Below are 25,844 nucleotides of genomic sequence, written 5' to 3' on the forward strand. Positions count from 1 at the left end.
GCTGCTGCAGACCGACGGCGAACACGACACCCCGCTCGCCCACGACCTCGCCCGCCTCGGCCACGGCCGCCTCGCCCCGGTGCACACCCACCGCGACGTCGCCCCCGCCCTCAACCGCCTCCTCGCCGGCTGACACCCGCCCGCCCCACGGGATCGGGGTGGCTTTGCTGGCGCTCGATGTCAGCAAAGCCACCCCGATGGCGTGCGGGGGTGGGGCTAGCGTGCGGGGTGTGGGTGAGCTTGTCGGCATTGACGCGATCACGGCGGCGGCGGAGTGCATCGCGGGGTTCGTACTGCGTACCCCGACGCTGCCGAGCCCGGGATTGACCGCGCACCTGGGGGTGCCGGTCACGGTCAAGCTGGAGTTGCTCCAGCGCACGGGGTCGTTCAAGCCGCGGGGCGCGGTGGCGAAGCTGCTGTCGCTGTCCGACGCCGAGCGGGCGGCCGGGGTCGTCGCGGTGAGCGGCGGCAACCACGGGGTCGCGCTGGCCGACGTCGCCGGCTCGATGGGTGTGGCCGCGACCGTGGTGATGCCGGAGTCGGCGCCGTCGCGGTCGATCGAGACGGCCCGGGCGGCGGGCGCCATCGTGCGGTTGACCCCGGACATGACCGGCGCGTTCGCGCTCACCGAGCAGCTCGTGCTCGACGGGCTGACTCTGGTGCACCCGTTCGACGACCCGGTGGTGATCGCGGGCCAGGGCACCGTCGGGGCGGAGTTCGCCGCCGACGCCCCGGACGTCACCGACGTGCTGGTCAGTGTCGGGGGCGGCGGGCTGATCTCCGGTGTCGCCGCGGCGTTGCGGGCGCTGGTCCCGGGGGTGCGGGTGTGGGGCGTCGAGACCGAGGGCGCCGACGCGATGGCGGCGGCCCGGGCGGCGGGTGGCCCGGTGCCCGTCACGCTGTCGTCGATCGTGAGCACGCTCAGCGCGCCTGCGGTCTCGCAGCTGACCTACGATCACGTGACGGCGCTGGTCTCCGACGTCCTCGTCGTCTCCGACGCCGACGCCGTGCGCGGGGTGCTGACGCTGGCCGAGCGGGCGAAGGTGTGGACCGAGCCGGCCGCCGGGTGCCTGGTCCCGGCGGCGCAGCGGGTGCTCGAGCGCGTCGGCCCGGACGCGCGCCTCGGCTTCGTGCTGTGCGGCGGCAACGCCACGCCGTCCGACGTGACCGCCTGGGCGCAGCGCTTCGACCTGCTCTGATCCGAGTCCCGCCGCCTCGTGACGACATCGAGACCGTGGATTGCCGCAGCGGGCTGCGGTGTTGCACGGGGTGTGCGCACGGACGTGGTGATCATCGGGGCCGGGCAGGCGGGGCTCTCGGCTGCGTACGGGCTGCGTCGCGCCGGCCTGGAGCCCGGGTCCGGCTTCGTCGTGCTCGACGGCGAGGACGGACCGGGCGGGGCGTGGCGGCACCGCTGGCCGACGCTGCGGGTCGACGACGCGCACCGCATCCACGACCTGCCCGGGCTGGCCTTCGAACCGGACGATCCGACCCGGCCCGCCGCCGAGGTCGTGCCCGCGTACTTCGCCGCCTACGAGCAGGCCTTCGACCTGCAGGTCCGCCGGCCGGCCCGGGTGCACTCGGTCCGTGACGCGTTCCCCGACCTGCTCGTCGAGACCGGCGCCGGCGCCTGGACCACGCGCGCGCTGATCAACGCGACCGGCACCTGGACTCGCCCGTTCCGCCCGCGCTACCCGGGCGCCGAGACCTTTCGCGGCCGCCAGCTGCACACCGCCGACTACCGCGGGCCGGCGGCCTTCGCCGGAGCCCGGGTCGTCGTGGTCGGCGGCGGCACGTCGGCGGTGCAGCTGCTGCTGGAGATCGCCCCGGTCGCGGCGGCGGCGACGTGGGCGACCCGCCGTCCGCCCGAGTTCCGGGAGGGCCCGTTCGACGACGCCTCCGGTCGCGCCGCGGTCGCCCGCGTCGAGGAGCGGGTCCGGGCCGGGTTGCCGCCGGCGAGCGTGGTCAGCGTGACCGGGCTGCCGCTCACCCCGGCGATGCGCGCGGGTCTGGACAGCGGGGTGCTGCACCGGCGGCCGATGTTCTCCAGGATCATCCCCGACGGCGTGGCGTGGCCGGACGGGACCGTCGAGCCCGCCGACGTGATCCTGTGGTGCACCGGGTGGCGCCCGGCGATCGGGCACCTCGCGCCGCTGCGGCTGCGCGGCCCGGGTGGCGGGATCGTCCTCGACGGCACCGCCGCCGTCGCCGATCCGCGGGTTCACCTCGTCGGCTACGGTCCCTCGGCGAGCACGATCGGCGCCAACCGGGCCGGGCGCGCCGCCGCCAGGGCCGTGGTGGACAGGCTGGACGGGCAGGCCGGCGCCGGGGTCAACCGCTCCGGCCGACCGCTTCCGCACGCTCCCGGCGCAGCAGCCGGTACTCCCGGATGATCAAGACGATGATCGCGATGTCGATCGCGGCCAGGAACGGCAGCAGCACCGAGTGCGTCTGCGTCGCCCGGTAGATCTCGTAGGCCACGAACACACCGAGGACCACGACCGCCACCGGGTAGGCGGGCATGACCTTGCGCAGCAGCGCCCACACCAGGGCCAGCTTGATCAGCCCGTGCAACCCGAGGTAGAGCACCGCGAAGGTCCGGTGCCCGGAGGCGAACTCCGCCGTGCCGGCCACGAAGTGGCGGGTCAGCGAGCCGTCGGGCGGTCCGAGCAGGTCACGGCTGATCACAGCGTTGATCAGCCGTTGCACGGTGGCCCCGGAGATCAGCAGCAACGCGACCGCGCCGACCAGTTCCGCGGCACCGTCGATGCCCTTGATCAGCAGGGCGATCTTGAAGAGGCGTTCGGTACGGCGCGTACCCGCGTCGCTCATCGAGTGATCCCCGTGTGTCCGAGGGAGTAGCGGCCCGGTTGCGGCCACACACACAACCCGTGCGGCCCGTTGCCCACCGGGATCTTGGTGATCAGGTGGCCGTCGGTGGTCGAGAGCACGTAGACGACCCGGTCGTAGCGGCCGGACAGCCACAGCTGCCTGCCGTCGGCGGTCACGTTGCCCATGTCCGGGCTGCCGCCACCGGGGATCCGCCACTTCGTGATCACCGCGCCGGTGTAGGCGTCGAGCACACTCACACTCCCCTCGCGCCGGTTGGTGACGAACAGCCGGGTGGCGTCGCGGCTGAGATAGAGCCCGTGCGCCCCGAGCCCGGTCGGGATCTCGCGGAGCACCCTGGTCGCTGCGCCGTCGAGCACCCAGACTCCGTTCTGCTGGCTGTCGGCGATGTAGAACACCGAGCCGTCCGGGGCGAGCTTGATGTCCTGCGGACCCATCATGGTGTTGCGGGTCGGCAGGTCGATCATGCGCAGCAGCTTGCGGTTCGCGATGTCGACGACGGCGACCCGGCCGGCGAACTCACAGGTGAACACGGCCGTGCGGCCGTCCGGGGTGAAGTCGGCGTGGTCGATGCCGGCACAGTCCGGGGTGAGCAGTTCCTGCTGCTCCTTCCAGGTGTGCGGGTCGTAGAAGACCAGCCGCTTGCGCTCCTCGGCAACCGAGATCGCCGACGTCCCGTCGGGGGTGAAGTACATGTTGTACGGGTCGGTCACCGGGATGTTGGCGCCCGGCTTGCCGGTCGTCGGGTCGAACGGCGTGACCTTGTTCGTCGTGTCGTCACTCGCGTAGAGCGTCTTCATGTCGTACGACGGGACGACGTGCTGCAGTTCCCCGCCCAGGCGATACTTGCCGACCACCGCGAACGTGGCCGGGTCGATCACCCACACATCACCCGACTTCGTATGCGGGACGTACACCAGCGGCTTCGCCGCTTTCGCGGCGTCGGAGAGCATGCCGGCGCCGGCGTCGGCGTAGACGTTGTGCGAGTTGGTCACGGGCGGCATGCCCGGCAACGGCGAGCCCGCGCCCGGGCCGGCCGCGGCCGGCGCGACCGGGCCCGGCGGCGGGGCGGGCCCGGGGTCGGCCGAGCATCCGGCCAGGCCGGCGAGGGCGACCAGCAGCGCGGCGGCGACCGGCCGCCACGCCCGTGGTCCCCCCGCCCTCAGGTGTACCGACACGTGCCGCTCCTCCTCAGGCGAACAGGCGCCCAGCGGTCACCGGGGTGAGCCCCCGGGCCGCCAGGTCGTCGAGGATCCCCGGAACTGCGGCAAGCGTCCCGGGATGTCCGAGGTGCATGCTGACCACACTCCCCGGACCTGCGGCTGCGATGTAGTGCCGAATGGCCGTAACACCCGGATCGGTGAAGTCCCGGGAGTCGACGTCGTAGGACAGCACCTTCGGATAGCCGGCCGCGCCCGCGAGCTTGCGGACCTCTGCGGTGGCGTGCTGAGCCTGGGACGGGCGGAAGAAGTCGCCCGGTCCCCCGGTGAGCGCGGCGATCCGGTCCCGGCACTTCTCGATCTCCGCGCGGATCCCCGCCTCGCCCAGCGCGGCGAGGTCCGGATGCGACCAGGTGTGGTTGCCCAGCTCGTGGCCGAGATCGGTGACCATCTTGGCGGCGTCCGGGTACTGCTGCAGCCAGGTGCCGACGGCCAGCACGGTGACCGCAGCACCGCGGTCGTGGAACTCGGTGAGCACCTTGCGGGCGAGGTCGAGATCGCCCGCACCGTGGAAGGTCAGCGCGACCTCGGGCCGGCCCGAGCCGGCACGCTCGATCTCGGTGGCCGGACCGGTGCGGGCCGGTGTCGGCGTGGGGCTCGGGCGGGGCGTCGCCGCCGCCGGCGCGGCGGGCGCGGCGGACGGGACCGCCGGGGCGCTGCAGCCGGCTGCCGCGGCCGCCCCGATCGTCGCCAGACCGGCCCGCAACAGCCCCCGCCGGGACAGCCTCGTCTCGTCGCCCCCACCCATGACCCGAAAGCGTAGTACGTCCCCTGACCTGGGGTTTTCTTTACCTACGCGATTCCTGGCCATGGGGAGACGCGGCGTGTTCGGCGCGCAGTGCTCGCTTGAGCAGTTTGCCGGACTCGGTGCGTGGCAGCTCTGCCCGCTCCGTCCAGGAGCGGGGGCACTTGTAGCCGGCAAGGTGGCGCCGCACGTGCGCGTCGAGGGCGGCCAGGTCGAGGGTCCGGCCCGGGCGCGGCACCACGACCGCGTGCACGGCCTCCCCCCACTCCGCCGACGGCACGCCGAACACCGCGGCGTCGCCGACGTCCGGGTGGGCGTGCAGCACCGCCTCGATCTCGGCCGGGTAGACGTTCATCCCGCCGGTGATGATCATGTCGTTGCGGCGGTCGCAGATGTGCAGGTAGCCCTCGTCGTCGAGATGGGCGACATCGCCGACCGTCTTCCAGCCGCCGTCGCGCTGCTCGACCGGGCCCCGCCGGTGGTAGCCCTCGTAGGTCGTCGACGAGCGCACGTACAGCTCCCCCGGCATCCCCGGCGCAGCGGGCGCCCCGTCCTCGCCGAGCACCAGCACCTCCACACCCGGCACCGGCCGCCCACAGGACCCCGGCTTGCGCAGCTGGTCCTCGGGCGGGAGGACCGTGTCGACGCCGAGCTCGGTCGAACCGTAGATCTCGAACAGGAACCCGTCGCCCAGCGTCGCGATGACCTCCCGTTTCAGCGCGTACGGCATCGGGGCCGCGTTGACGACCAGTGAGCGCATCGAGGACAGGTCGGCGCGGCCGAGCACCTCGGCGGGCAGCGAGACGATCCGCTTGAGCGGCGTCGGCGCGGTGAACGTGTTCGTCACCCGGTGTTCGCGGACCAGGTCGAGCCAGCGCGCGGCGTCGAAGCGGCGCATCAGCACGATCGTGCCGCCCAGGGCGTGGTTCAGGCTGGCCCAGGCGAGCGGCCCGGAGTGGTAGAGCGGGCCGGTCGTCAGATGCACCTCCTCGCCGGGGCGCAACCGCAGCGTCTCGACCAGCGCCGCGGTCATCGCCGGATCCGAGCGGGTCCGCAGCGCGCCCTTGGGCCGGCCGGTGGTCCCGGAGGTGTAGATCATGGTGCCGCCGACGCCGTCCGCGGGCGGGGCCGGTGGCTCCTGCGGCCGCCCCGCGGCGAGAACGTCGGCCCAGGCCAGCGCCCCGTCGAAGGGCTGCCCGCCGTGGACGACGACATGGCGCACCCCGGGCAGCGCGGCCCGGATCTGCGCGATCCGGCCGGCCTGCTCCGCGTCGACCACGACCAGGGCGGCCTGGCTGTCGTCGATCACGTAGTGCATCTCGTCGGCGGCGAACCGGTAGGCCAGCGGCACGGCGAGCAGCCCGATCTTGCGGGCCGCGTGCAGGAAGGTGAGCACCTCACGGCTGTTGGGCCCGCACCACACGGCCCGGTCCCCCGCGCCGATCCCGTGCGCCCGCAACCCGTGAGCGAGCCGGTTCACGGTCTCGTTGAGCTGCCCGAACGCGACGGTCCCGGCGTCATCGACGATCGCGGCCTTGCCGGGGGTGGCGTGTGCGTGCGCGGCGAGCACGTCGACGGGTGTCTCGGGCGCGGCGGTCATCGACGAGGCTCCACGGTCACGCAGCGACGGCAAGGATGTGCGCCCACTCTCGCCCATCGCCGGGCCCCGCGGAAGGGGATCAGAGCGGGGGCAGCGGCGGCAGCTTCTTCTCGAAGGCGTGCTCGCCGACCTGCTCCGCCGGCAGCGTCACCTCGTAGAGCGGGGTGTAACCGCTGGCCAGGTAGAGCGCGGTCGCCTCCGGCTGCCGCGGCCCCGTCGCCAGGTGGACCCGGGTGTAGCCGCGGCGTCGGGCCTCGCCCTCCAGCTCGACCAGCACGCGGCGGGCCAGCCCGCGACGGCGGTGCGCGGCGGCGGTCCAGATCCGCTTGAACTCCGCGGTGTCGTCGTCGTGGCGGCGGAACGCCCCGCCCGCCACCGGCGCGCCGGCGTCGACCAGCAGCACCAGGCCTCCACCCGGGCGGCGGAAGTCCTTGAGCGAGTAGCGGGTCATCTCGGGACTGACGTCCTCGGCGCTGCCGTAGCGGCTGCGGTACTCGTGGTCGAGCTCGGCGAACATGGGAACGACCAACGGGTCGAACGGTGCGACGTGGCGGACTTCGAGGACGTACACGCCTTCATGGATAACCCGAGCCGGGACCATCCGCCCACCCGTTCCGATGTGGTATCAGGCACCCTCCGGCCTCCCACCATCGTGCATTGCCGCAGGCCGGCGAGGTCTGAAGATCCCCCGTGCGAGGGGAGTTGGCGTTCCGGGCTGGCCCGCGACGCGGGACGCGCCCGAAGATGATCAATATGGGCAAGGGCCTGCGGTGATCGCGGCCGCTACACCGTGGCCCCCGGACCCGGCGGCGCGAGCATCGCCCGCGCCGTGCTGGAGGCCGGCCGCGGTCGGGTCGAGGGGTCCTGACCGCGGCTGACCGCAGCGCAGCATCGCCCGGCGGCGCCGCCGGGAGGTCATCAGCTCGCGGCCATCGGGCCCACCACCGGCGTCCACGGCCAGGAGCGGCTCTCCGCGATCACGCCGTGGACGCTGAACGGATCCTCGTCGATCCACTTCGCCAGCTCGTCCTCGTCGGCGACGTCGTAGATCAGCAGGCCACCGGAGCCGTCACCGAACGGGCCCGCCTGCTTCACCACGCCCTGACGCACCATGTCCTGCAGGTACGCCCGGTGCAGCGGGCGTACCTCGTCGAGCAGCCCGGTGTCGTCGGTGTAGCGCCAGACCACCGCGAACAGCGCCATCAGGACTTCCCCCCGGTCAGGAACTCCAGCGCCAGGGCGTTGAACACCTCGGCCTGCTCCCACTGCGGCCAGTGCCCCGCGTCCTTGATCACCTCGAAGCGGGCGTTCGGCATCTTGGCCGCCATGTCCATCCCCGCGGCGGCGGGACCCGACGGGTCGTCACTGGTCCAGACGACCATGGCCGGGGCGACGACGGCGGCCAGCTCGGCGTCGGTGACCAGGTTGCGCGCGCGGATCTGCGGGTCCTGCAGGCACAGGATGTGCCGCATGGACCCGGCGAAGCCGGGGCGGGCGTAGATGGCGCGGCGGATGTCGACCAGCTCATCGGTCACCGAGGACGGGTCGGCCATCAGCCACTCCAGCCGGGCCCGGATCCGTTCCTCGCTCGGGTCGTCGGCGGCGGCCTGCGACAGGCTGCGGATGCGCTCCATCACCTCGGGGGTGGCCATCGTGCCGCCCGGGGTGTTGAGCACGACCCGGCCGGTGCGCTCCGGGTGCGCGGCCGCGTACTTGATCGCGAGCCAGCCGCCCAGCGACTCCCCGGACAGGTGGGCCTTCTCGATCCCCAGCGCGTCGAGCAGCCCGTCGAGGTGCGCGACGTAGTCGGGCAGCTCGAGGTCGCGGGTGGCGTGGGTGGTGTAGCCGTGCCCCGGGTACTCGTAGGCGATCACGCGGAAGTGCTGCGACAGCGGCACGATGTTGTGCGCGTAGGCCTCCAGGTGCCCGCCGGTGCCGTGCATGAGCACCAGCGGCTCGCCGGCGCCGGCCTCCAGGACCCGGGTCCGCCACTCGCCGACCTGCACGTACCGGACGCCGAACTCGAGGCCGGCCAGCGCGGACCAGACCGACGGCCTGCTCATACCGAGACCCCCGTGCCCTTCAGCGCGGCCAGCACGTCGGCGCTGGTGGCGACCTCGCCGAGCAGGCCGAGGGTCTCCAGCGACGCCTGGTGGATCTCCGGGCCGGCCGCGCTGCACGCGTCGGACACCACGATCGTGCGGTAGCCGAGGTCGCCGGCCGAACGGGCGGTGCTCTCCACCGAGATGTTGGTCGCCACGCCCGTGATCATCACGGTGTCGATGCCGCGGCCGCGCAGCACGGTGTCCAGTTCACTGCCGACGAAGCCGCTGACCCGCTGGTGGGTGACGACGATGTCGCCCTCGGCCGGGGCGAGCGCGTCGACGATGCCGGCCGCCGGGGTGCCGTCGACCAGACAGCCCTGCTGACCGACCATGGCCAGCAACGGGAAGTTGCCCACGAGGTCGCCGTAGCCGGGCTGGAAGGCCACCCGGGTGTAGACGACGAGCGCACCGGCCGCGCGGGCCGCCTCCTGCAGCGCCGCGGTGGTCGGGACGACGCCGGCCGCGGCCGCCTGCTCGGCGAACAACGCGCCGAAGGCCCCCTCGGGGGTGATCACGTCGTTCTGGAAGTGCACCGCGATGATCGCGGTCCGGCGGGGATCGAGCTCCATGACTGCCTTTCTCCGGGGTGGCGCGGGGGTGGGGACTCAGGCCGGGACGGTGCGTGCGGTGGTCAGCCCGAATCCGGCGATCCACTCGGGAATCGCCTCGTAGAAGGAGGTCTCGACCTGGTAGCGGCCGCCGGCGGCGAGCGCGGCGTAGGCCGCGATCCAGGTGCGGACCTCGTGCGCGGAGTGCCCGCCGTTCTCGACGAACCAGTCCACCGCCCAGTCGTCCACCCGCTCGAGGTCCCCCGCGGCGAGCACGCCCATGACCTCGGTGTCCCACTGCGGGTTGAGCGGCATCAGGTCCGACGTTCCCGCCGCGAAGCCCGCGATGGCGTCGATCACCCGGGCCTCCCGGACCGCGCGTTCGGACGGGGTCGGGTTGCGCCCGGCGATCAGGCGCTCGGCCACCGGCGGCGGGGCGCCGTCCAGCCGTGGCACGGGCGGGTCGTGCGACAGCCCCCCGGAACCGACCACCAGCACCCGCCTGCCGGTCGCCGCGGCGCCGCGGCCGACGGCCTCGCCGAGCAGGCGGATGCGGGACACCGGGCCGAGTGGCTCGGCGACGCAGTTGATGAACACGGGCACCAGCGGGACCGCGTCGATCGCCCCGAACAGCAGTTCCAGGGGCTGGCCGAAGCCGTGGTCGACCTGCATGCGTTCGGACACCGCGACGTCGATGCCGGAGGCGAGGACCTCACGGGCGATTGCGCGCGCCGCCTCGGCGTCGACCGGCAGCGGGCCCGTGGGCAGTCCGTAGTCGCCGACCGACTCGGCCGCCGCGCCGATGCAGAACGGCGGCATCACGTCGTAGAAGAACCCGTTGTAGTGGTCGGGTCCGAAGATCACGACCAGTTCGGGGCCGTAGTCGCGGATGAATGCGCGGGCCCGGTCGAAGGCGGACTCCACGCGGTCGACGACCTCCGGCGCGGGCTCCGCCCGGCCCATCAGCGGGGTGTGCGAGGTGGTGCAGAGTGCCAAGGACATCGTCGGCTCCTAGCATTCTAGCGTTCCAACGATCGTAGGGTGGGTGGTGTGCGCGGGCAAGACCTCTCCCCGGCGGTCGGGGCGCCGGTACCGGCCCACCCCGTTACGCTGGAAGGATGACCATGACCGACGGCTTCGGGCTCCGGCCCGGCGCGGGCCCTGCCCGCTCGTCGTCCGTACGCCTCGGCTCGCTGGTCTACGAACAGCTCAAGGAGCGCCTGCTCGAGGGCGTCTACGCCGCCGGAGAGCGACTGCAGGTCGAGGCGCTCAAGACGCAGTTCCAGGTGAGCAAGCAACCGGTGATGGAGGCTCTGCGGCGGCTCTCCGGCGAGGGACTCGTCGAGATCATCCCGCAGGTCGGCTGCCAGGTGTGCAGCTACCCGGCACAGGAGGTCGACGACTTCTTCCGGCTCTTCGGGGGTGTAGAGGGCACGATCGCCGAGGTCGCAGCGGCCCGGCGCACCGACGCCCAGCTGCAGCGGCTCGTGCTGGTGGAGGACCGCATCGCGAGCCTGCGCGCGGTCACCGACCCCGAACGACGCAGCCACGGCTACCGGGTGCACAACCGCGAGTTCCACGCCGTCGTGCACGAGATGGCCGGCTCGGAGGTCATGGCCACCACCAGCCGCCGGATGTGGGACCTCAGCGACTTCCTGATCAACACGACCGGCATCCCCACCCCGCTGTCGGAGGCGCTCGACCGGCGCCACGCCGACCACCAGCGGATCGTCGAGGCACTGCGCGCACGGCACGGCGCCGCGGCGCGCCGCGAGATGGAATCCCACATCGCGGGCACCGTCGACATCATCCGGCTGGAGGCCAGGGCGGCCGGTCTGGCCGCCCACGGCGGCAGCTGACCGACCCCGCTCCCGGCGTCACGCCAGCGCCGCCGCCAGCAGGTCGACCTGCCCGGGGTCGGCCCGGCACGGGAAGAGCACCAGCTCGTCGCAGCCCGCTTCAGACATCGCGGCCACGGTGTCGCGCACGGCGCCGACGCTGGTCAGCGCGGCGTCCGCCACCGCGGCGGCCCCGGCGCCGACGAACGCGTAATAGTCGGCCAGGTACTCCCGGGCGTGCCGAGGCCCGTCGTCACCGAGCGCGAAGTAGGCCACCACCATCAGCCGCGGCGCGCCGTCGCGACCGTGCCGCCCCCACGCGGCACGCACCGCGGCCGCGCCCTCCGCGAAGAACCCCGTGCTGCCGGCTATCCAGCCGTCGCCGAACCGGCCCACCCGCTCCAGGGCGGGGGCCGACCGGCCCCCGAGCACGATCCGCGGCCGGCCGTTCGACGGCGCGGGACCCACCCGGCCCGGCCCGGGCGGGCCGGCCCAGGTCTCGTGCAGCTCGGTGAGCACCTGGTCGAGCCGCCGGCCCCGGGTGCGGAAGTCGGCGCCGGCGGCGCGGTAGTCGTCCGGCCGGGTGCCGACGCCGAGCCCCAGGGTGAACCGGCCGCCCGACAGCCGGTCGAGCGTCGCGGCCTGGCTGGCCAGCAACGCCGACGGCCCCCGGCTCGGCGCCAGCAGCACGTAGCTGCCCAACCCGATCCGTTCGGTCACGGCGGCCGCCGCGCCGAGCGTGATCAGCGGCTCGTAGTTGTCGTAGACCAGCCGGTCCAGCGTGGCCAGCGAGGCGAACCCGGCGGCCTCCGACCGCCGGGCCCACTCCACGATCTGGCCCGGCCGTGCGCCCGGGATCGCCGCGGGAAGCCCGATCCCGACGCGCGTTCCTGCCGTGTCAGCCAAGCTCCAGCCCCTTCAGTGCCGGGATCACCTCGCGCCCGTACAGCTCGTAGGAGCGCAGGGTCTGCTCACGGGTGAGGGTGCCGAACGACCCCCAGAAGATGATGTTGCCGCACTGCAGCGTCTTCGCCTGCTCGGCCAGCTGGTCACGTACCGTCTCCGGCGAGCCCACGCAGATGACGCCCGCCTCCTGGAGGCCCTCCCAGCTGATCGGCCCCGAGGTGAACGGCCGGAAGAACGACTCGTAGTACTCGTAGCCGGCCGGGACGTTGTCCAGGTCGTCGAAGATCGCGGCTTCCTTGAACAGCGCGAACAGGTGGTCGAGCGCCGGCTCGGCGATGTCGCGGGCCTGCTCGTCGGAGTCGGCGATGAAGATGTTGCGCATCACCGCGAGCTGGTCCGGGCTCGTCGAGTTCCCGGCCTCGGCCGCCGACTTGCGGTACCGGTCGAACATGTCCTTCGTCTGGCCGGTCGGCAGGAACGTGTGGCCCATCTTGTAGCCCTGACGGCCGGCCCATTCGACGGTCTCGGGGCTGAGCGCCGTGATCCACACCGGCGGGTTGGGCTGCTGCAGCGGCCGCGGCCAGATGGTGACGTTGTCGTAGTTCCAGAACCGGCCCTTGTGGCTGAAGACCGGGTTGCGCCACGCGGTGTGGATGAGCTCCATGCCCTCCTCGAAACGGGGCCGGGTCTCCTCCATGGGGACGCCCTGCTTGAGGAACTCCTGCTCGTCGACGCCACGGCCCAGGCCGACCTCGAGCCGGCCGCCGGTGAGGTAGTCGAGCATCGCCGCCTCCTCGGCGAGCCGGCGCGGGTCGTGGAACGGGATGATGTTGGCCATCACGCCCAGCCGCATGTTCTTCGTCAGCTTCGCAACGGTCGCCACCAACAGGTTGGGCGAGGGGCTGACGTTGTACGCGGTGAAGTGGTGCTCGCTGAAGAAGATCCCGTCGAAGCCCTGCTCGTCGGCCTTCAACCACGACTCGAGGTGCCAGTCGTAGAGCTCGGCACACTTGGCCGGATCGAACTTCGCCGGGTCCGGGTCGTACGGGTAGTTGAAGATGTCGAAGATCCAGCTCTTGACCATGGAACGCTCCTTTGCGCTCGAGGGCCGGTGCGGGTCGGACGGACGGGTTCAGTGGGTGGGTGCGTTCCAGACGGGGGTGTCGAACTCCGGGCGCAGCGTCGGCTCGAACCGGTCCAGCTTGACGCCGATCTTCGGCAGCACACGCTCGACCAGCAGCTCGTTGCTGCGCAGCAGCTTGTCGATCGGGGCGGGGCCGATGCCCATCCACAGCACGAGCAGCTCGATGCCGAACATCTCGATCGCCTGCTCGAGCTTGCGGGCCACGGTGTCGACCGAGCCGGTGATCGAATACCCGCGGTCGACCATGGTCCGGTAGTTGTTCGCGATCGGCCCCTCCTCGCCGGGATAGCGCAGGGCCTCGTTGAACCCGAAGTGGTCGTGCCACTCCGGCCAGATGAAGCCGAGCGCGTCGGAGCCGATCGCGAAGGCCTCCTCGTCGGTGTCGGCCACGACGATCTCGCGGAAGTGCCCGACGTTCTGCCCCCAGCCGATCGACGGGTCGCGCCGCTTGGCCTCCTCGTGATAGGCGTCCAGGCAGGCCTTCACCGTCTCCTCGATCGGGGAGAAGATGATCGGCCAGCCGCCCTCACGGGCCGCCCAGCGGATCGTGTTGGGGCTCAACGTGAACGGCACCATCAGCTCGATGGTCGACGGGTCCTGCAACGTGTTGGGTGCGATCCCGATCTTGGCGAGCTCGCCGTCGGGGCCGAGCGTGCCGGGCGCCATCGCCCGGGTGCCCGGGTGGTCCCAGGAGATCCCGGGCGGCGGGACCTGCCAGTGCTTGCCCTGGAAGGAGAACTCGCGGTTCTCCCAGAGCCCGCGCACGATCCGGTACGCCTCCTCGAACAGCTCCCGGTTCACCGCGTCGTGGGTGGCGTACTCGGGGTCGGTCGCGTAGGTGGCGACGGCGTTGTTCTTCTGTCCGATCGTGGTGACGTGCCGGCTCTGGTAACCACGGGCGAACCCGGCGAACATCCGGCCGCCGCTGAAGTGGTCGAGCATCGCCAGGTCCTCGGCCACCAGGACCGGATTGCGGGCGGGCAGCACGGTCGCCATCTGGCCGACGCGCAGCTTCCTGGTGATCCCGGCCGCCCAGGAGCCGAGCAGGATCGGATTGTTCGACATCTCGAGGCCCTCGAGATGGAAGTGGTGTTCGGAGAACGCCGCGAAGTCGAAGCCGAGGTCGTCGAGTTGGCGGAGCACGGCGGCGTTCTCGAACAGCGCCCGCTGGTAGAAGTTCGGGTTCGCGCCGGCGTAGCCACCACGGAACTCCTCCGGGGTCGCCGCCGCGCTGGGCAGCAGGAACGTTCCCAACCTCATGGTGGAAGAACCTCCGGGAGCGTCAGAAGGCCCTCATTGGCCTCCTAGCATGCCAGCATGCAACACGTGCCTCAGATCACTGTCAAGGTACCCGGAGAGAGTGATCACTCCGACGGGCGACGCGTGGACGAGGAACGCACCGCGGAGTAATTTAGTTGTCTATGCTAAGCACTTCGATCGGACAGTTGCCGTCCCGCTACAAGTGGGTCGCGCTGTCCAACACGACCATCGGCGTGCTGATCGTGACCATCAACATGTCGATCCTGCTCATCGCGTTGCCCGACATCTTCCGTGGTATCGGCATCGACCCGCTGGCCCCGGGCAACATCAGCTACCTGCTGTGGCTGATCATGGGCTACCTGGTCGTGACCGCCGTGCTCGTGGTGAGCTTCGGCCGGCTGGGCGACATGTTCGGTCGCACCCGCATGTACAACCTGGGGTTCGCGGTGTTCACCGTGTTCTCCGTGCTGCTCGCCGCCACCTGGATGCACGGTGACGCCGCGGCGATCTGGCTGATCGTCATGCGCGTGCTGCAGGGCATCGGCGGGGCACTGCTGCTGGCCAACTCCACCGCGATCCTCACCGACGCCTTCCCCACCCACCAGCGCGGCCTGGCCCTGGGCATCAACTCCGTCGCGGCCATCGCCGGGTCGTTCCTCGGCCTCGTCGTAGGTGGCGTGCTCGGCCCGCTGAACTGGCATCTGGTGTTCCTCGCGTCGGTCCCGGTCGGGGTGTTCGGGACCGCCTGGGCCTACCTCAAGCTGCACGACACCGGCGTCCGCAAGCCGGCGAAGCTGGACTGGTGGGGCAACATCACCTTCGCCGTCGGGCTCGTCGCGGTGCTGGTCGGCATCACCTACGGCATCCAGCCCTACGCCGGGCACACCATGGGCTGGACCAGCCCGGCGGTGCTCACCCTGATCGTCGGCGGGATCGTCGTCCTCGGCGCATTCGCGGTCATCGAGACCCGGGTGGCCGAGCCGATGTTCCACCTGTCGCTGTTCCGGATCCGGGCCTTCACCGCCGGCAACCTGGCGAACCTGCTCGCCGCGCTCGGCCGCGGTGGCCTGCAGTTCATCCTGATCATCTGGCTGCAGGGCATCTGGCTGCCCGAGCACGGGTTCGCGTTCGAGCGGACACCGCTGTGGGCCGGGATCTACATGGTCCCGCTGACCATCGGCTTCCTCGTCGCCGGGCCGATCTCCGGAGTGCTGTCCGACCGGTTCGGCGCCCGCCCGTTCGCCACCGGCGGCATGATCGTCGCGGCTGCGAGCTTCCTGCTGCTCGACGTGCTCCCGGTCGACTTCGACTACCGGCTGTTCGCGCTGCTGCTCGCCGTGAACGGGCTGGCCATGGGCCTGTTCAGCTCGCCCAACCGCGCCGCCATCATGAACAGCCTGCCGCCCGGCCAGCGCGGCGTGGGCGCCGGGATGACCTCGACGTTCCAGAACGCCGCGACGGTGCTGTCCATCGGCGTGTTCTTCTCCATGCTCATCCTCGGGCTGTCGCAGACGTTGCCCGGCACGATGTTCAACGGCCTGGTCGCCCAGGGCGTACCCGCCGACGCCGCAGCCAGGGTGGCCGCGCTGCCGCCGGTCGGGACGCTGTTCGCCGCACTGCTGGGCTACAACCCGATCCAGACCCTGCTCGGCCCCGGCGTGCTCGCCGGGCTGAGCCCGCAGCAGGCCCAGTTCCTCACCGGGCGGACCTTCTTCCCCGAGCTGATCTCCGGACCGTTCGCCGACGGGCTCACCCTGGCCCTCGGGTTCGCGGCCACAGCCTGCCTGATCGCCGGGATCGCCTCGGCCCTGCGCGGCGGCAAGTACCTGCACCAGGAGGCCGAAGCGGCGACACCGGACCCCGCCCCGGCCCGCGCCTGAACCGTTTACCTGCAGATCGAGGGCGCTTTACCGATCACAGTCTGCAATCCTTGCGCCCGTGTTCGGGCTGCACGCGTCGACCGTTCGGCTGGATTCGGTTCCCGCACTCGTCGTCGCAGCGGTCCTGGCGTTACTGCTCGTCGCACTCGTGCCGTGGCGATGGGACGCGTGGAAGCGGCGCCGGACCGGCCGGACGGTCACCGTGCTGCTCGCCGTGGTCGGCGTCGCGCTGGCGTGCGGCGTCACCGCCAACCGGCTCGGTAGCTTCTACCCCACGCTCGGGTCGTTGATCGGCTCCTCGCCCAACCCCGGCGAGGGCACGGTCGCCGAGATCGGCGAGAACGGCGTCGGACTGGCCGCGGCGCTGCCCGTGCTCGCCGCCCGGGCCGCCGCAGGCCACGGTTCGACGGTGCACATGACGCTGCACGGCGCGCGCTCCGACGTGTTGCGCGACGCCGACGTGTACCTGCCCGCCGGCTACACCGACCCGGCGCAGGCCCACGTGCGCTACCCGGTGATCGAGTGGCTGCCCGGCTTCCCGGGGGAACCCCGCGAGGTCGCCGCTCTGTTCGGCGTGCCCGACCTGATCGACGCTGCGATCGCCGCACACCGGATGCCGCCGGCCATCCTGATCATCCCGGACATCAACGGGGAGCCCCGGTTCGGCCACGACGAGGAATGTGTCGACGCCCGTCACGGCGTCGCCGACGACACCTACCTGACCACCGACCTGCGGAACTGGGCGATGACCGCCCTGCGGGTGCGCCCGGAGCGCTCGGCGTGGGCGCTGTCGGGCTGGTCCTCGGGCGGCTACTGCGCGATGAACCTCGCGCTGCGCCACCCCGATCTCTACTCGATCGCGGTCAGCCAGAGCGGCTACGACATCACCCCGGACGACATCGTGACCGGTGACCTCTTCGGCGGCCGGGCCGACCTGACCGCCGCCAACGACGTCAGCCGCCAGTTGCGCGAGCATCCCGTGCCCCTGGCGATACTGGCCACCGCCGGCTCCGACGAGACCGACGAGCAGGCCGCGCTGGGCCGGATCCGCGCCGCCGCCACGCCCCCGGTCCGGCTCGACACCCTGACCTTCCCCGGGGGCGGGCACAACCAGGTCACGGTGCGCGCGCAGCTGCCGGCGCTGGTGAACTGGCTCGGCCAGCACATGGTGGGCCCGTGCGCGGACGCACCCGCCCCGCGCGGCGTGGTCGTCACCGACCCGCCCGGGGTGCCGGCCCGGATCCTGCCCGACCCGAACACCCCGGGACCCACGGCCGGCTGACCGGCCCGCCGGGCCTCACCCGTCGCTGCGGACCTCGGTGCCGTCCTGCGCCCAGCGGGTGTGGAACGCGCCCTCGGCGTCGGTGCGCCGGTAGGTGTGGGCACCGAAGTAGTCCCGCAGCCCCTGGATCAGGTTGGCCGGGCCGCGCTCGCGGCGGTACCCGTCGTAGTAGGACAGCGACGAGGAGAACGCCGGGATCGCGACGCCCTGCTCGGTCGCCTTCACCACCACCCGCCGCCACGCGTCCTGCGCGTTCGCCACGGCCTCGGTGAAGTACGGGACCATCAGCAGGTTGTCCAGGTCCGGGTGCTCGGCGTAGGCGTCGCGGATCCGGTTGAGGAACCGCGCACGGATGATGCAGCCGCCCCGCCAGATCGTGGCCATGGCACCCAGGTCGAGGTCCCAGCCGTGCGCGACCGACGCCGCGCGCATCTGCGCGAAGCCCTGCGCGTACGCGACGACCTTGCTCGCGTACAGCGCCTGCCGGATGTCCTCGACGAGACCGGTCTCGTCGGCGCTGCTCTCCGGGGTGGGCCCGGCCAGCGTCGTCGACGCGGCCTTGCGCTCGTCGCGCAGCGAGGACAGTGTGCGGGCGAACACCGCCTCGGTGATGCCGGTCAGCGGGACGCCGAGCTCGAGGGCGTCCTGCGAGGTCCAGCGGCCGGTGCCCTTCTGCTCGGCCTGGTCGACGATGACGTCGACCAGCGGGCCGCCGGTCTTCTCGTCGGTCTTCCCGAGCACCTTTGCGGTGATCTCGATGAGGAAGGACTCCAGGTCGCCGGAGTTCCACTCCTCGAAGATCTTCGCTATCGCCGGCACCTCGAGCCCGGCGACGTTCCTGAGCAGGTCGTAGGCCTCGGCGATGAGCTGGATGTCGGCGTACTCGATGCCGTTGTGCACCATCTTGACGTAGTGCCCGGCACCGTCCGGACCGACGTGCACGCAGCACGGCGTGTCGTCGACGACCGCGGCGATGGAGGTCAGGATCTCCTCGACCTCGGCGTAGGCCGCGGCGTCGCCGCCGGGCATGATGCTCGGCCCCAGCAGCGCGCCCTCCTCACCGCCGGACACCCCGATGCCCATGAACCGCAGGCCACGCTCGGCGCACTCCTCGGTGCGGCGCTTGGTGTCCGCGAAGTGCGAGTTACCGGCGTCGATGATGATGTCGCCCTCGTCGAGCAGCGGGGACAGCTCCTCGATCACGCCGTCGACCGGGGCGCCCGCCTTGACCATCACGATGATCCGGCGCGGGCGCTCCAGCGCGGCCACGAAGTCGGAGAGGCTCTCGGTGGCGGTGAACGCACCCTCGTCGCCGTACTGCTCCATGAACTCCTTGGTGCGGGCGGCCGTCCGGTTGTGCACGGCGACCGGGACACCGCGACGAGCGATGTTGCGGGCCAGGTTGGCCCCCATCACGGCCAGCCCGGTGACGCCGATGCGGCTCTGCCCGGTCGGCGGTGTCGTCGAAGCGGTCATCGACACTCCCTTGCTGCTGTCTGTCGGCTCGTGGGCCGTACCGGGCGACGTCGCCCGGTACGGCACTCGATCGTGCGGTCGGGCACTTCGACCCTTCGACCGCGACGTCGGGGTCCCTACGATCCTGTCATGGCAACGCCGCCGGCAGGCCCCGTCCAGGCGCCGGCGCTGCAGTTGGCGATGAGCGGGCTGCTCGCGCGGGCGCTGTTCTCCGTCACGGAGCGTGGGATCCTCGATCTGCTTCCCGAGGGGCCGCTCGGGTCCGCCGAGATCGCCGGAAAGACCGGCGCGCACCCGGCCGCGATGCACCAGGTGGCCGATCCGTTCCCCGAGACCCTGGACACCGGATGGTCCGGCGTCGAGCCGGCATTCGGGGAGCCATGGTTCGAACACCTGCACGCTCGCTCTGAGCAGGCCGCATCCTTCAACCGGATGATGGTCGGCATCCACGGCACCGAGCCGGCCGCGGTGGCGCAGGCCTCCGACTTCACCGGGATCGGGCATCTCGTCGGCGTCGGCGGCGGGATCGGCACGTTGCTGCGCGCGGTGCTGGAGGCCAACCCCGGCCTGCGCGGCACCCTGTTCGACCTGCCCGGCGTGGTCGACCAGGCGCGGGAGAACCCGGCCGGGCTCGGCGAACGGAGTGCGGTCGCCACCGGCGGTTTCTTCGACGGCGTGCCCGCAGGCGCGGACGCCTACCTGCTCTCGCACGTCGTGCACGACTGGGACGAGGCCGAGTGCCGGACGATCCTGTGAGCCACTGTCGCGACGCCCTCACCCCTGGCGGGCGGGTGCTGATCGTCGAGATGGTGCTGCCGGAGGGTGACGAAGCACACCCGGGCAAGGTGCTCGATCTGGCCATGCTGGCCCTGGTCGGCGGCCGGGAGCGGACCGGCGAGGAATACCGGGAACTGCTGGCCGACGCCGGGCTGGAGCTGACCCGGATCGTGCCCACGGCGCCGGCAGTGAGCGTGGTAGAGGCTGCGCGGGCCGGCGGCTGAGCCCCCCTCGGCCGTCCCGGCGCCCGGCCCGCCACCGAACCGGGGGACGCGAGGGAGATCGGGCGGACAGGCCGTTCCGAGGAGGAAACGGCGCGGGCCCGAGGCGGCGCTAGCCTCGGCTGCGATGGATCATCAGTGCCCCGCGCGAACCGGTCTGTCCCGGCGTGCATTCCTCGGAATGCTGGGAGTCGGAGCGGCCGCAGTCGTGTCGGGCTGCGCAGGCCAGCCCGACGGCCTGATCTCGGGTGCACCGGGTCTGCCGCCCGCCGGTGCCGGACCCGGGCACCCCGCCGCCCTGCCGCCGGTCCCGGCTGCGCGTCCCGGGCCGACGACCGTGCTGCGCGGCGGCCCCACGACCGGCAGCCGCATCGCCCTCACCGTCGACGACGGGACCTGCGCGGACTGCGTCGCCGGCTACGCCGAGTTCGCGCAGCGCACCGGGGTGCACATCACGTTCAGCCCGAACGGCACCTACGCGCGGGAGTGGCAGCCGCACACCGCGGCGCTGAGACCACTCGTCGCGGCCGGCCAGGTGCAGATCATGAACCACACGTTCTCGCACCCACGCCTGACCAAGATCCCGGAGGCCAAGGTCCGCGAGGAGCTCGAGCGCAACGACGAGTGGGTCGTGAAGAACTTCGGGATCACGACCCGGCCGTACTACCGGCCCCCGTACGGCCTGCACAACCCTGCGGTGGACGCCGTCGCGGGCGGCCTGGGCTTCACCCGCACGGTGCTCTGGGACGGGTCGTACTCCGATTCGACCGTGATCACCCCGGACTTCCTGATGAGCCAGGCGCGGCTCTACCTCAAGCCCGGCGTGATCATGCTCGGGCACGCGAACCACCCGACGGTGCTGGGCCTGTTCGACCAGATCATGGCCCTGATCAAGGAGCGTCAGCTGCAGCCTGTCACCCTCGACGAGATGTTCGGCACCAGCCGCGCCGTCGGCGCCTGACCGTCCGCATCCGCCGCCATCGGGGTGGCCCTACTGGCGTTGAGCGCCAGCAAAGCCACCCCGATGCGTGCGCGAGCGCGGCGGGCCGGGCCTCTTGTGGTCTGCGACACCGGGCGGCTACCGTCGTGCGGCACGCTAGCATTCCAGATCGCGGAAGAAGGGACGTCCGGCATGCCCGTCCGCACCGGTGCGCAGTACATCGAGAACCTCCAGAAGCACCCCCGAGAGGTGTGGCTGCGCGGCGAGCGGGTGGACGACGTCACCCGGCACCCGGCGCTCACGCGGCCGATCGAGCAACTCGCCCGGCTCTACGACATGCAGCACGACCCGGCGCTGGCGCCCGTCCTCACCGGGCCCGGCCCCGACGGCACGCCGGTCGGCCGTGCGTTCCTGCCCTGCCGCACGCCCGCGGACCTGGCCACCCGGCGCGCCGCGTTCCGGGCCTGGGCCGAGCCGACGCTGGGCCTGATGGGCCGCTCGCCGGACTTCCTCAACACCACGCTGATGGCGTTCACCGAGTCCCCCGGTGTGTTCGCCAGGCTCGGGCAGCGCTACGCCGACAACATCGCGCGCTATTACGAGTACGTCCGCGACAACGACCTGTTCCTCACTCACGCCCTGATCACCCCACAGACCGACCGGTCCCGGACCGCGTCGGAGCAGCAGGAGGAGTTCCTGCACATGGGTGTGGTCTCCGAGACCGCCGACGGGCTCGTCGTCCGTGGCGCCCGGATGCTCGCCACGCTGGCGCCGATGGCCGATGAGCTGATCATCTACAGCCTGCCCGGGCTGCGCCCCGGCGACGAGAAACACGCGGCCTGCTTCGCGATCCCGATCGACACCCCGGGCCTGCGGTTGATCTCCCGCGCCCCGTTCGACGACGGCACCCGCAACCCGTTCGACCACCCGCTGTCGTCGAACTTCGAGGAGGCCGACTGCCTCGTCGTGTTCGACGACGTGCTCGTGCCGTGGGACCGGGTGTTCCTCCACGGCGACGTGTCGCTGGCCAACGCGCTCTACGCCGAGACCAACCTGCGCCAGCACACCGCGCACCAGACCGGGGTCCGCGGCCTGGTCAAACTACAGTTCGTGACCGGCCTGGCGATGAAGCTCAGCCAGTCGGTGAAGATCGACGGCTTCCTGCACGTGCAGCAGAAGCTCGGCGAGTGCATCGTCGCGGTCGAGCAGGCGCACGCACTGCTCGTCGCGGCCGAGGCCGAGTACGAGACCACCGCGGCCGGGACCGTGCGGCCGCGGTTCAACTCGCTGCAGACGCTGCGGGTGCTGCTGGCCACCCAGTACCCGAAGCTCGTCGAGATCCTGCAGACCCTCGGCGCCGGCGGGCTGCTGATGATGCCCTCGGCCGAGGACTTCGACTCCCCCATCGCCGAGGACATCGCCCGCTACTACCGCGGGGCCCAGATGTCGGCGGTGGACCGGGTCCGGCTCTACAAGCTGGCCTGGGACCTGTGCGGGGACGCGTTCGGCCAGCGCGCGCTGCAGTACGAGCGCTACTACGCCGGCGACCCGGTCCGCATCCTTGCCACGAACTACCTCAGCTACGACAAGGACGCGTGTTTCGCGCTCGTCGACCGGGCCCTGGCCCTGGCCGGCGACCCGACAGCGCGATGATCGAAGCGGCCGAGTTCCGGCGGGCACTGGGCCAGTTCGCCACCGGGGTCACCGTGATCAGCACGACCACCCCGGACCGCAGGCCGGTCGGGTGCACGGTGAGCGCGTTCTGCTCGCTGTCGCTCGACCCCCCGCTGGTACTGGTGTGCCTGAACCGGGACCGGGCGATGCACCACGTCCTCGCCGGCGCGCCCGGCTACGCGGTGAGCATCCTGGCCTCCGACCAGGGTGAACTGGCCCGGGACTTCGCCCGCCCGCAACCCGACCGGTTCGCCGGCGTCGCGCACTCCGCCGGCCGCTACGGCCCGCACCTGCACGGCGCCATCGCGCACCTGGACTGCGGCCGCCACGAACTGCTCGACGGCGGCGACCACGTGATCGTCGTCGGCCGGGTGGAGGCACTGCGGGTGCACGAGGGCGAGCCGCTGCTCTACGCCCAGGGCGCGTTCCTGGACCTGCCCGGGCCCGACTGGCGGCGCGCCACGGCGACCGCCCCGCACGAATGGCTGCTCTCCGCCCCCTGGTGAGCCACCCTCGTCCCCACTCTGCAAAGGAGCAGTGATGGAGTTCTTCATAGGTTCGTGCGCCAAGATCGACCAGGTCGGCATCGTCAAGCAGGCCGAGGACCTGGGCGTCACCCACTTCGGCGTCGGTGAGGGGCCGCTGCTGTTCAGCGACCCCTACCAGTTCCTGGCCCTGGCGGCGCGCGAGACGTCGTCGATCAACCTGGGCACCTGGGTGACCAACCCGCTGACCCGGATCCCCGCGGTCACCGCGAACTCGCACGCGACCCTCAACTCGCTCGCCCCGGGCCGGGTGTTCATGGGCATCGGGACGGCGAACAACGCGTTGCGCTCGATGGGCCACCGGCCGGCGACCATCAACGAGCTCGACGACGCGCTGCGGGTCAGCACCGGGCTACTGGCCGGCGAGCGGGTCACCCAGAGCTGGATGGGCAAGGAGCGCGAGCTGGAGTTCCTCGACCAGACCGGCACCTGGTACAACATCGCCGACCCGATCCCGGTCTGGATGGCCGCGGGCGGTCCGCGCGGCATCACGGTGGCGGCGCGCTACGCCGACTACGTGGCCTACTGCCTCGGACCCGACCCGGAGATGATCAAGCTGGTCCGCCGGGAGCTGGACAAGGCCGTCGCCGATGCCGGGCGGGCGCCGGGCTCGGTCAAGCTGGTCGCGGTGAGCTGGTTCTACCAGCTACGCGACGGCGAAACCTGGGAGGACGGCATCGACGCCGGATTCGGCTCCGGCCCGATCAGCTCGTGTCTGACCAACGTCGGATTCATGCAGGCGCACGCCGCCGAGCTCGACCCGCGGATCGTCGACGCCACGACGAAGGCGGCGATGGCCTATCTCGGCGACCCGACCGCCGCCGACGCCCCCCACTACCTGGATACCTGGGCCAAGTACCTGCGCGGCCTCGACCCGGCGCACCGGCCCCTGATCACCAAGGAGCTGTGCGACTACTGGTGCCTCTACGGGTCGCCGGACGAGATCTGGGAGAAGACCCAGGGCATGCTCGAGGCCGGTGTGGACATGATGAGCGTGTTCCTCTCCAACCCGTTCACCGCCGAGCGCGACATCGCCGACATCGGATCGTCGATCCTGGCCCGCGCCTGATCTGCCGGATTCCGGAACGGCGTTCCGGAATCCGGCACGCTGCATCGATCATCGCGGACAGGCCCCGTAGGTTGAGGAACCGGTCGAACAGCGGAGGTGGGCATGGGTGCAGCGCAGAACGCGGGGCAATCGGGACGCGGCGAGTACGACGTGGTGCTGCTGCGCCACGGCGAGACGGTCGGCTACGACGCGGACCACGGGCTCACCCCGCTGGGCGAGGAGCAGGCCCGGGCCCGCGGCGCCGCCCTGGCCGCCGAGCTCAAGCCCGGCACCACCGTCGTGATGCCGCACGCCCGCAGCGCACGGGGAACCGCCACCGCCGTGACGCTGCGGGCCGCCCTCGTCGAGGCGCTCGGCGGCGAGCACGTGGACGGCACCGACATCGGCCCGCTGTACACCGAGCCGTGGTTCGACAACCTGCGGTTCAACCTGCACGGCGAGGCCGTCGACACCGCGGTCGCGGTGATCACGCGGCTCGGGCTGCCCGACGGTGAGCTCCCGGACTGGGCGGCCGAGTACGACCGGTTCGACACCGACTACCGCGCCTTCGCCGGCGGGCCGATCGAGTACTGGCTGCACAACCCGACGCTGTTCTTCGAGCCGCCGCACGTGGCCGCGCACCGGTTCTGGCGTGGCATCACGACGCTCGGGGCGGACCGCCCGGAGAACCTCGTCGCGATCGTGTGCACGCACTCGGCACCGATGCGGGCGTTCGTCGCCACCGCGATCGGGCGCGACCCCGGGGAGCCGCAGAACCTCGAGGAGATCCGGGTCCGGGTCGGCCCCGACGAGTCCGCGACGATCACCTACCGGGACCACGTCGTGCACATGCGCGTGCCCCCGCAACCGCCGCCGTGGATCGACCGCGCCTGGTTCGAATCCTTCGGGCGCTGACGCGCTCACACATTGGTGGCGTCCGGCGGGACGTCCTGGGGCAGCTCCCCGGCGGGGCCGGATCCGTGCGCTCCCGCCCCGGGCAGGTCCAGGGTGTACGCGGTCATCGACAGCGAGCCGTAGGCGTAGCCGTCCACCAGCACGTCGGCCGGGCGCCCGGAGGCCCCGGCGAGCCCGGCCAGGTACAGCAGCGGGATGAAGTGGTCCGGGGTGGGCACCGCGGCCCGGAAGTCCGGCGAGTTCTGCAACCGCAGCACCGCGTCCGGGTCGCTGGTCATCGCCTCCTTGGCCGCCTCGTCGAAGCGCTGCGCCCAGTCGAAGCCGGTGTCGGTGAGCCGCCAGTCGATCCCGCCCAGGTTGTGCACGACGTTGCCGCTGCCGACGACGAGCACCCCGCTGTCGCGCAGCGAGGCCAGCTTCGCGCCCAGCTCGAGGTGGTAGTCGAACGGCTTCACCCCGTTGATCGACAGCTGCACGACCGGGATGTCGGCCTGCGGGAACATGTGGGCGAGCACCGACCACGTGCCGTGGTCGAGGCCCCAGCTGTCCTCGTCCATCCCGACCCAGGTCGGTTTGACGATCTCTGCCAGTTCCGCCGCGACCTCCGGTGCGCCCTGCGCCGGATAGTCCACAGCGAACAGCTCGGGCGGGAAGCCGTAGAAGTCGTGGATCGTGCGTGGCCGCGGCATCGCGGTCACAGCGGTGGCGTTGATGTACCAGTGCGCGGAGACGACCACAATGGCGCGAGGCCGGGGCATCGTCGCGCCCAGAGCTCGCCAGGACTCGGTGTAACGGTTCTGCTCGATGGCGTTCATCGGGCTGCCGTGCCCGATGAACGCCGCCGGCATCGTCGGAGCGGTCACCTGCCCA

The 25,844-nt window shown here is 71.9% G+C and carries 26 protein-coding genes; 12 read left to right on the forward strand and 14 right to left on the reverse strand.

Annotated elements, in window-relative coordinates:
* The first annotated feature begins 230 nt into the window (after positions 1–230).
* Both HF526_RS19765 and HF526_RS19770 read left to right on the forward strand, forming a co-directional pair.
* Entirely contained in the window at positions 231–1,199 is a 969-nt protein-coding gene (locus HF526_RS19765; protein ID WP_338051606.1) for a threonine ammonia-lyase, read from the forward strand.
* A 72-nt stretch (positions 1,200–1,271) separates the two neighbouring features.
* Positions 1,272–2,393: an NAD(P)-binding domain-containing protein gene (locus HF526_RS19770; protein ID WP_169383021.1), complete on the forward strand. Its 1,122-nt coding sequence runs from the start codon at positions 1,272–1,274 to the stop codon at positions 2,391–2,393.
* Here HF526_RS19770 and HF526_RS19775 read toward each other — a convergent pair.
* The 9 genes from HF526_RS19775 to HF526_RS19815 all read right to left on the reverse strand — a co-directional run bounded on the left by HF526_RS19775 (position 2,332) and on the right by HF526_RS19815 (position 10,070).
* Positions 2,332–2,832 carry a DUF2127 domain-containing protein gene (locus tag HF526_RS19775; RefSeq protein ID WP_169383022.1) on the reverse strand — a complete coding sequence of 167 codons (501 nt, stop codon included), beginning with the start codon at positions 2,830–2,832 and terminating at the stop codon, positions 2,332–2,334. The two genes, HF526_RS19770 and HF526_RS19775, sit on opposite strands and share 62 nt — an antisense overlap.
* Positions 2,829–4,028 carry a YncE family protein gene (locus tag HF526_RS19780; protein ID WP_338051607.1) on the reverse strand — a complete coding sequence of 400 codons (1,200 nt, stop codon included), beginning with the start codon at positions 4,026–4,028 and terminating at the stop codon, positions 2,829–2,831. The genes HF526_RS19775 and HF526_RS19780 overlap by 4 nt, the downstream gene beginning before the upstream one ends.
* A gap of 13 nt (positions 4,029–4,041) precedes the next feature.
* On the reverse strand, positions 4,042–4,818 hold the full coding sequence (locus HF526_RS19785; protein WP_169383023.1) for a polysaccharide deacetylase family protein: 777 nt from the start codon (positions 4,816–4,818) through the stop codon (positions 4,042–4,044).
* Between the two features lie 40 nt (positions 4,819–4,858).
* Positions 4,859–6,415, reverse strand: coding sequence for an AMP-binding protein (locus tag HF526_RS19790; protein ID WP_169383024.1), 1,557 nt, complete (start codon positions 6,413–6,415; stop codon positions 4,859–4,861).
* Between the two features lie 79 nt (positions 6,416–6,494).
* Complete coding sequence (locus HF526_RS19795) at positions 6,495–6,986, reverse strand: GNAT family N-acetyltransferase (RefSeq protein WP_338051608.1); 492 nt, start codon at positions 6,984–6,986, stop codon at positions 6,495–6,497.
* 347 nt (positions 6,987–7,333) lie between these two features.
* Positions 7,334–7,618, reverse strand: coding sequence for a YciI family protein (locus HF526_RS19800; protein ID WP_169383026.1), 285 nt, complete (start codon positions 7,616–7,618; stop codon positions 7,334–7,336).
* Positions 7,618–8,478: an alpha/beta fold hydrolase gene (locus HF526_RS19805; RefSeq protein ID WP_169383027.1), complete on the reverse strand. Its 861-nt coding sequence runs from the start codon at positions 8,476–8,478 to the stop codon at positions 7,618–7,620. The genes HF526_RS19800 and HF526_RS19805 overlap by 1 nt, the downstream gene beginning before the upstream one ends.
* A complete protein-coding gene (locus HF526_RS19810) occupies positions 8,475–9,089 on the reverse strand; it encodes a cysteine hydrolase family protein (protein ID WP_169383028.1) in 615 nt (204 codons plus the stop codon). The genes HF526_RS19805 and HF526_RS19810 overlap by 4 nt, the downstream gene beginning before the upstream one ends.
* A gap of 36 nt (positions 9,090–9,125) precedes the next feature.
* Complete coding sequence (locus tag HF526_RS19815) at positions 9,126–10,070, reverse strand: 3-carboxyethylcatechol 2,3-dioxygenase (RefSeq protein WP_169383029.1); 945 nt, start codon at positions 10,068–10,070, stop codon at positions 9,126–9,128.
* Positions 10,071–10,186: 116 nt separating this feature from the next.
* On the opposite strand from HF526_RS19815, the gene HF526_RS19820 reads away from it, so the two are divergent.
* Positions 10,187–10,927 carry a GntR family transcriptional regulator gene (locus HF526_RS19820; protein WP_169383030.1) on the forward strand — a complete coding sequence of 247 codons (741 nt, stop codon included), beginning with the start codon at positions 10,187–10,189 and terminating at the stop codon, positions 10,925–10,927.
* An 18-nt stretch (positions 10,928–10,945) separates the two neighbouring features.
* Here the strand turns inward: HF526_RS19820 and HF526_RS19825 are convergent, their stop codons facing one another.
* The 3 genes from HF526_RS19825 to HF526_RS19835 are packed head-to-tail and all read right to left on the reverse strand — an operon-like array spanning position 10,946 to position 14,216.
* The gene (locus HF526_RS19825; protein ID WP_169383031.1) at positions 10,946–11,812 is read right to left on the reverse strand and encodes an LLM class flavin-dependent oxidoreductase; all 867 of its coding nucleotides are present in this window, start codon (positions 11,810–11,812) and stop codon (positions 10,946–10,948) included.
* Positions 11,805–12,896, reverse strand: coding sequence for an LLM class flavin-dependent oxidoreductase (locus tag HF526_RS19830; RefSeq protein WP_169383032.1), 1,092 nt, complete (start codon positions 12,894–12,896; stop codon positions 11,805–11,807). The genes HF526_RS19825 and HF526_RS19830 overlap by 8 nt, the downstream gene beginning before the upstream one ends.
* A 48-nt stretch (positions 12,897–12,944) precedes the next feature.
* A complete protein-coding gene (locus HF526_RS19835) occupies positions 12,945–14,216 on the reverse strand; it encodes an LLM class flavin-dependent oxidoreductase (RefSeq protein WP_169383033.1) in 1,272 nt (423 codons plus the stop codon).
* 161 nt (positions 14,217–14,377) lie between these two features.
* Between HF526_RS19835 and HF526_RS19840 the strand changes: the two genes are divergently transcribed.
* Together HF526_RS19840 and HF526_RS36465 are read left to right on the forward strand one after the other, a co-directional pair.
* Positions 14,378–16,096 carry an MFS transporter gene (locus HF526_RS19840; protein ID WP_169383034.1) on the forward strand — a complete coding sequence of 573 codons (1,719 nt, stop codon included), beginning with the start codon at positions 14,378–14,380 and terminating at the stop codon, positions 16,094–16,096.
* A gap of 58 nt (positions 16,097–16,154) precedes the next feature.
* The gene (locus HF526_RS36465; protein WP_169383035.1) at positions 16,155–17,378 is read left to right on the forward strand and encodes an alpha/beta hydrolase-fold protein; all 1,224 of its coding nucleotides are present in this window, start codon (positions 16,155–16,157) and stop codon (positions 17,376–17,378) included.
* 15 nt (positions 17,379–17,393) lie between these two features.
* Here the strand turns inward: HF526_RS36465 and gndA are convergent, their stop codons facing one another.
* Entirely contained in the window at positions 17,394–18,854 is a 1,461-nt protein-coding gene (gene gndA / locus HF526_RS19850; protein ID WP_169383036.1) for an NADP-dependent phosphogluconate dehydrogenase, read from the reverse strand.
* Between the two features lie 129 nt (positions 18,855–18,983).
* Here gndA and HF526_RS36470 point away from each other — a divergent pair, with 129 nt between their 5' ends.
* The 7 genes from HF526_RS36470 (at position 18,984) to HF526_RS19885 (ending at position 24,974) form a co-directional block, all read left to right on the forward strand.
* Positions 18,984–19,610, forward strand: a complete 627-nt coding sequence (locus tag HF526_RS36470; protein WP_169383037.1) for a methyltransferase — start codon at positions 18,984–18,986, stop codon at positions 19,608–19,610.
* Complete coding sequence (locus HF526_RS36475; protein ID WP_169383038.1) at positions 19,607–19,855, forward strand: methyltransferase; 249 nt, start codon at positions 19,607–19,609, stop codon at positions 19,853–19,855. The genes HF526_RS36470 and HF526_RS36475 overlap by 4 nt, the downstream gene beginning before the upstream one ends.
* 124 nt (positions 19,856–19,979) lie before the next feature.
* Positions 19,980–20,813 carry a polysaccharide deacetylase family protein gene (locus HF526_RS19865; RefSeq protein ID WP_169383039.1) on the forward strand — a complete coding sequence of 278 codons (834 nt, stop codon included), beginning with the start codon at positions 19,980–19,982 and terminating at the stop codon, positions 20,811–20,813.
* A gap of 171 nt (positions 20,814–20,984) precedes the next feature.
* Positions 20,985–22,445, forward strand: a complete 1,461-nt coding sequence (hpaB, locus tag HF526_RS19870) for a 4-hydroxyphenylacetate 3-monooxygenase, oxygenase component (protein ID WP_169383040.1) — start codon at positions 20,985–20,987, stop codon at positions 22,443–22,445.
* On the forward strand, positions 22,442–22,972 hold the full coding sequence (locus HF526_RS19875; protein ID WP_169383041.1) for a flavin reductase family protein: 531 nt from the start codon (positions 22,442–22,444) through the stop codon (positions 22,970–22,972). Before hpaB ends, HF526_RS19875 begins: the two co-directional genes overlap by 4 nt.
* A 34-nt stretch (positions 22,973–23,006) precedes the next feature.
* Positions 23,007–24,080, forward strand: coding sequence for an LLM class flavin-dependent oxidoreductase (locus tag HF526_RS19880; RefSeq protein ID WP_169383042.1), 1,074 nt, complete (start codon positions 23,007–23,009; stop codon positions 24,078–24,080).
* A 102-nt stretch (positions 24,081–24,182) separates the two neighbouring features.
* Positions 24,183–24,974 carry a histidine phosphatase family protein gene (locus tag HF526_RS19885; protein WP_169383043.1) on the forward strand — a complete coding sequence of 264 codons (792 nt, stop codon included), beginning with the start codon at positions 24,183–24,185 and terminating at the stop codon, positions 24,972–24,974.
* A gap of 5 nt (positions 24,975–24,979) precedes the next feature.
* Here the strand turns inward: HF526_RS19885 and ygiD are convergent, their stop codons facing one another.
* Positions 24,980–25,837 carry a 4,5-DOPA-extradiol-dioxygenase gene (ygiD, locus tag HF526_RS19890; protein ID WP_338051609.1) on the reverse strand — a complete coding sequence of 286 codons (858 nt, stop codon included), beginning with the start codon at positions 25,835–25,837 and terminating at the stop codon, positions 24,980–24,982.
* Positions 25,838–25,844 lie beyond the last annotated feature (7 nt).

Source organism: Pseudonocardia acidicola (assembly GCF_012911935.1).
Lineage (GTDB): Bacteria > Actinomycetota > Actinomycetes > Mycobacteriales > Pseudonocardiaceae > Pseudonocardia > Pseudonocardia acidicola.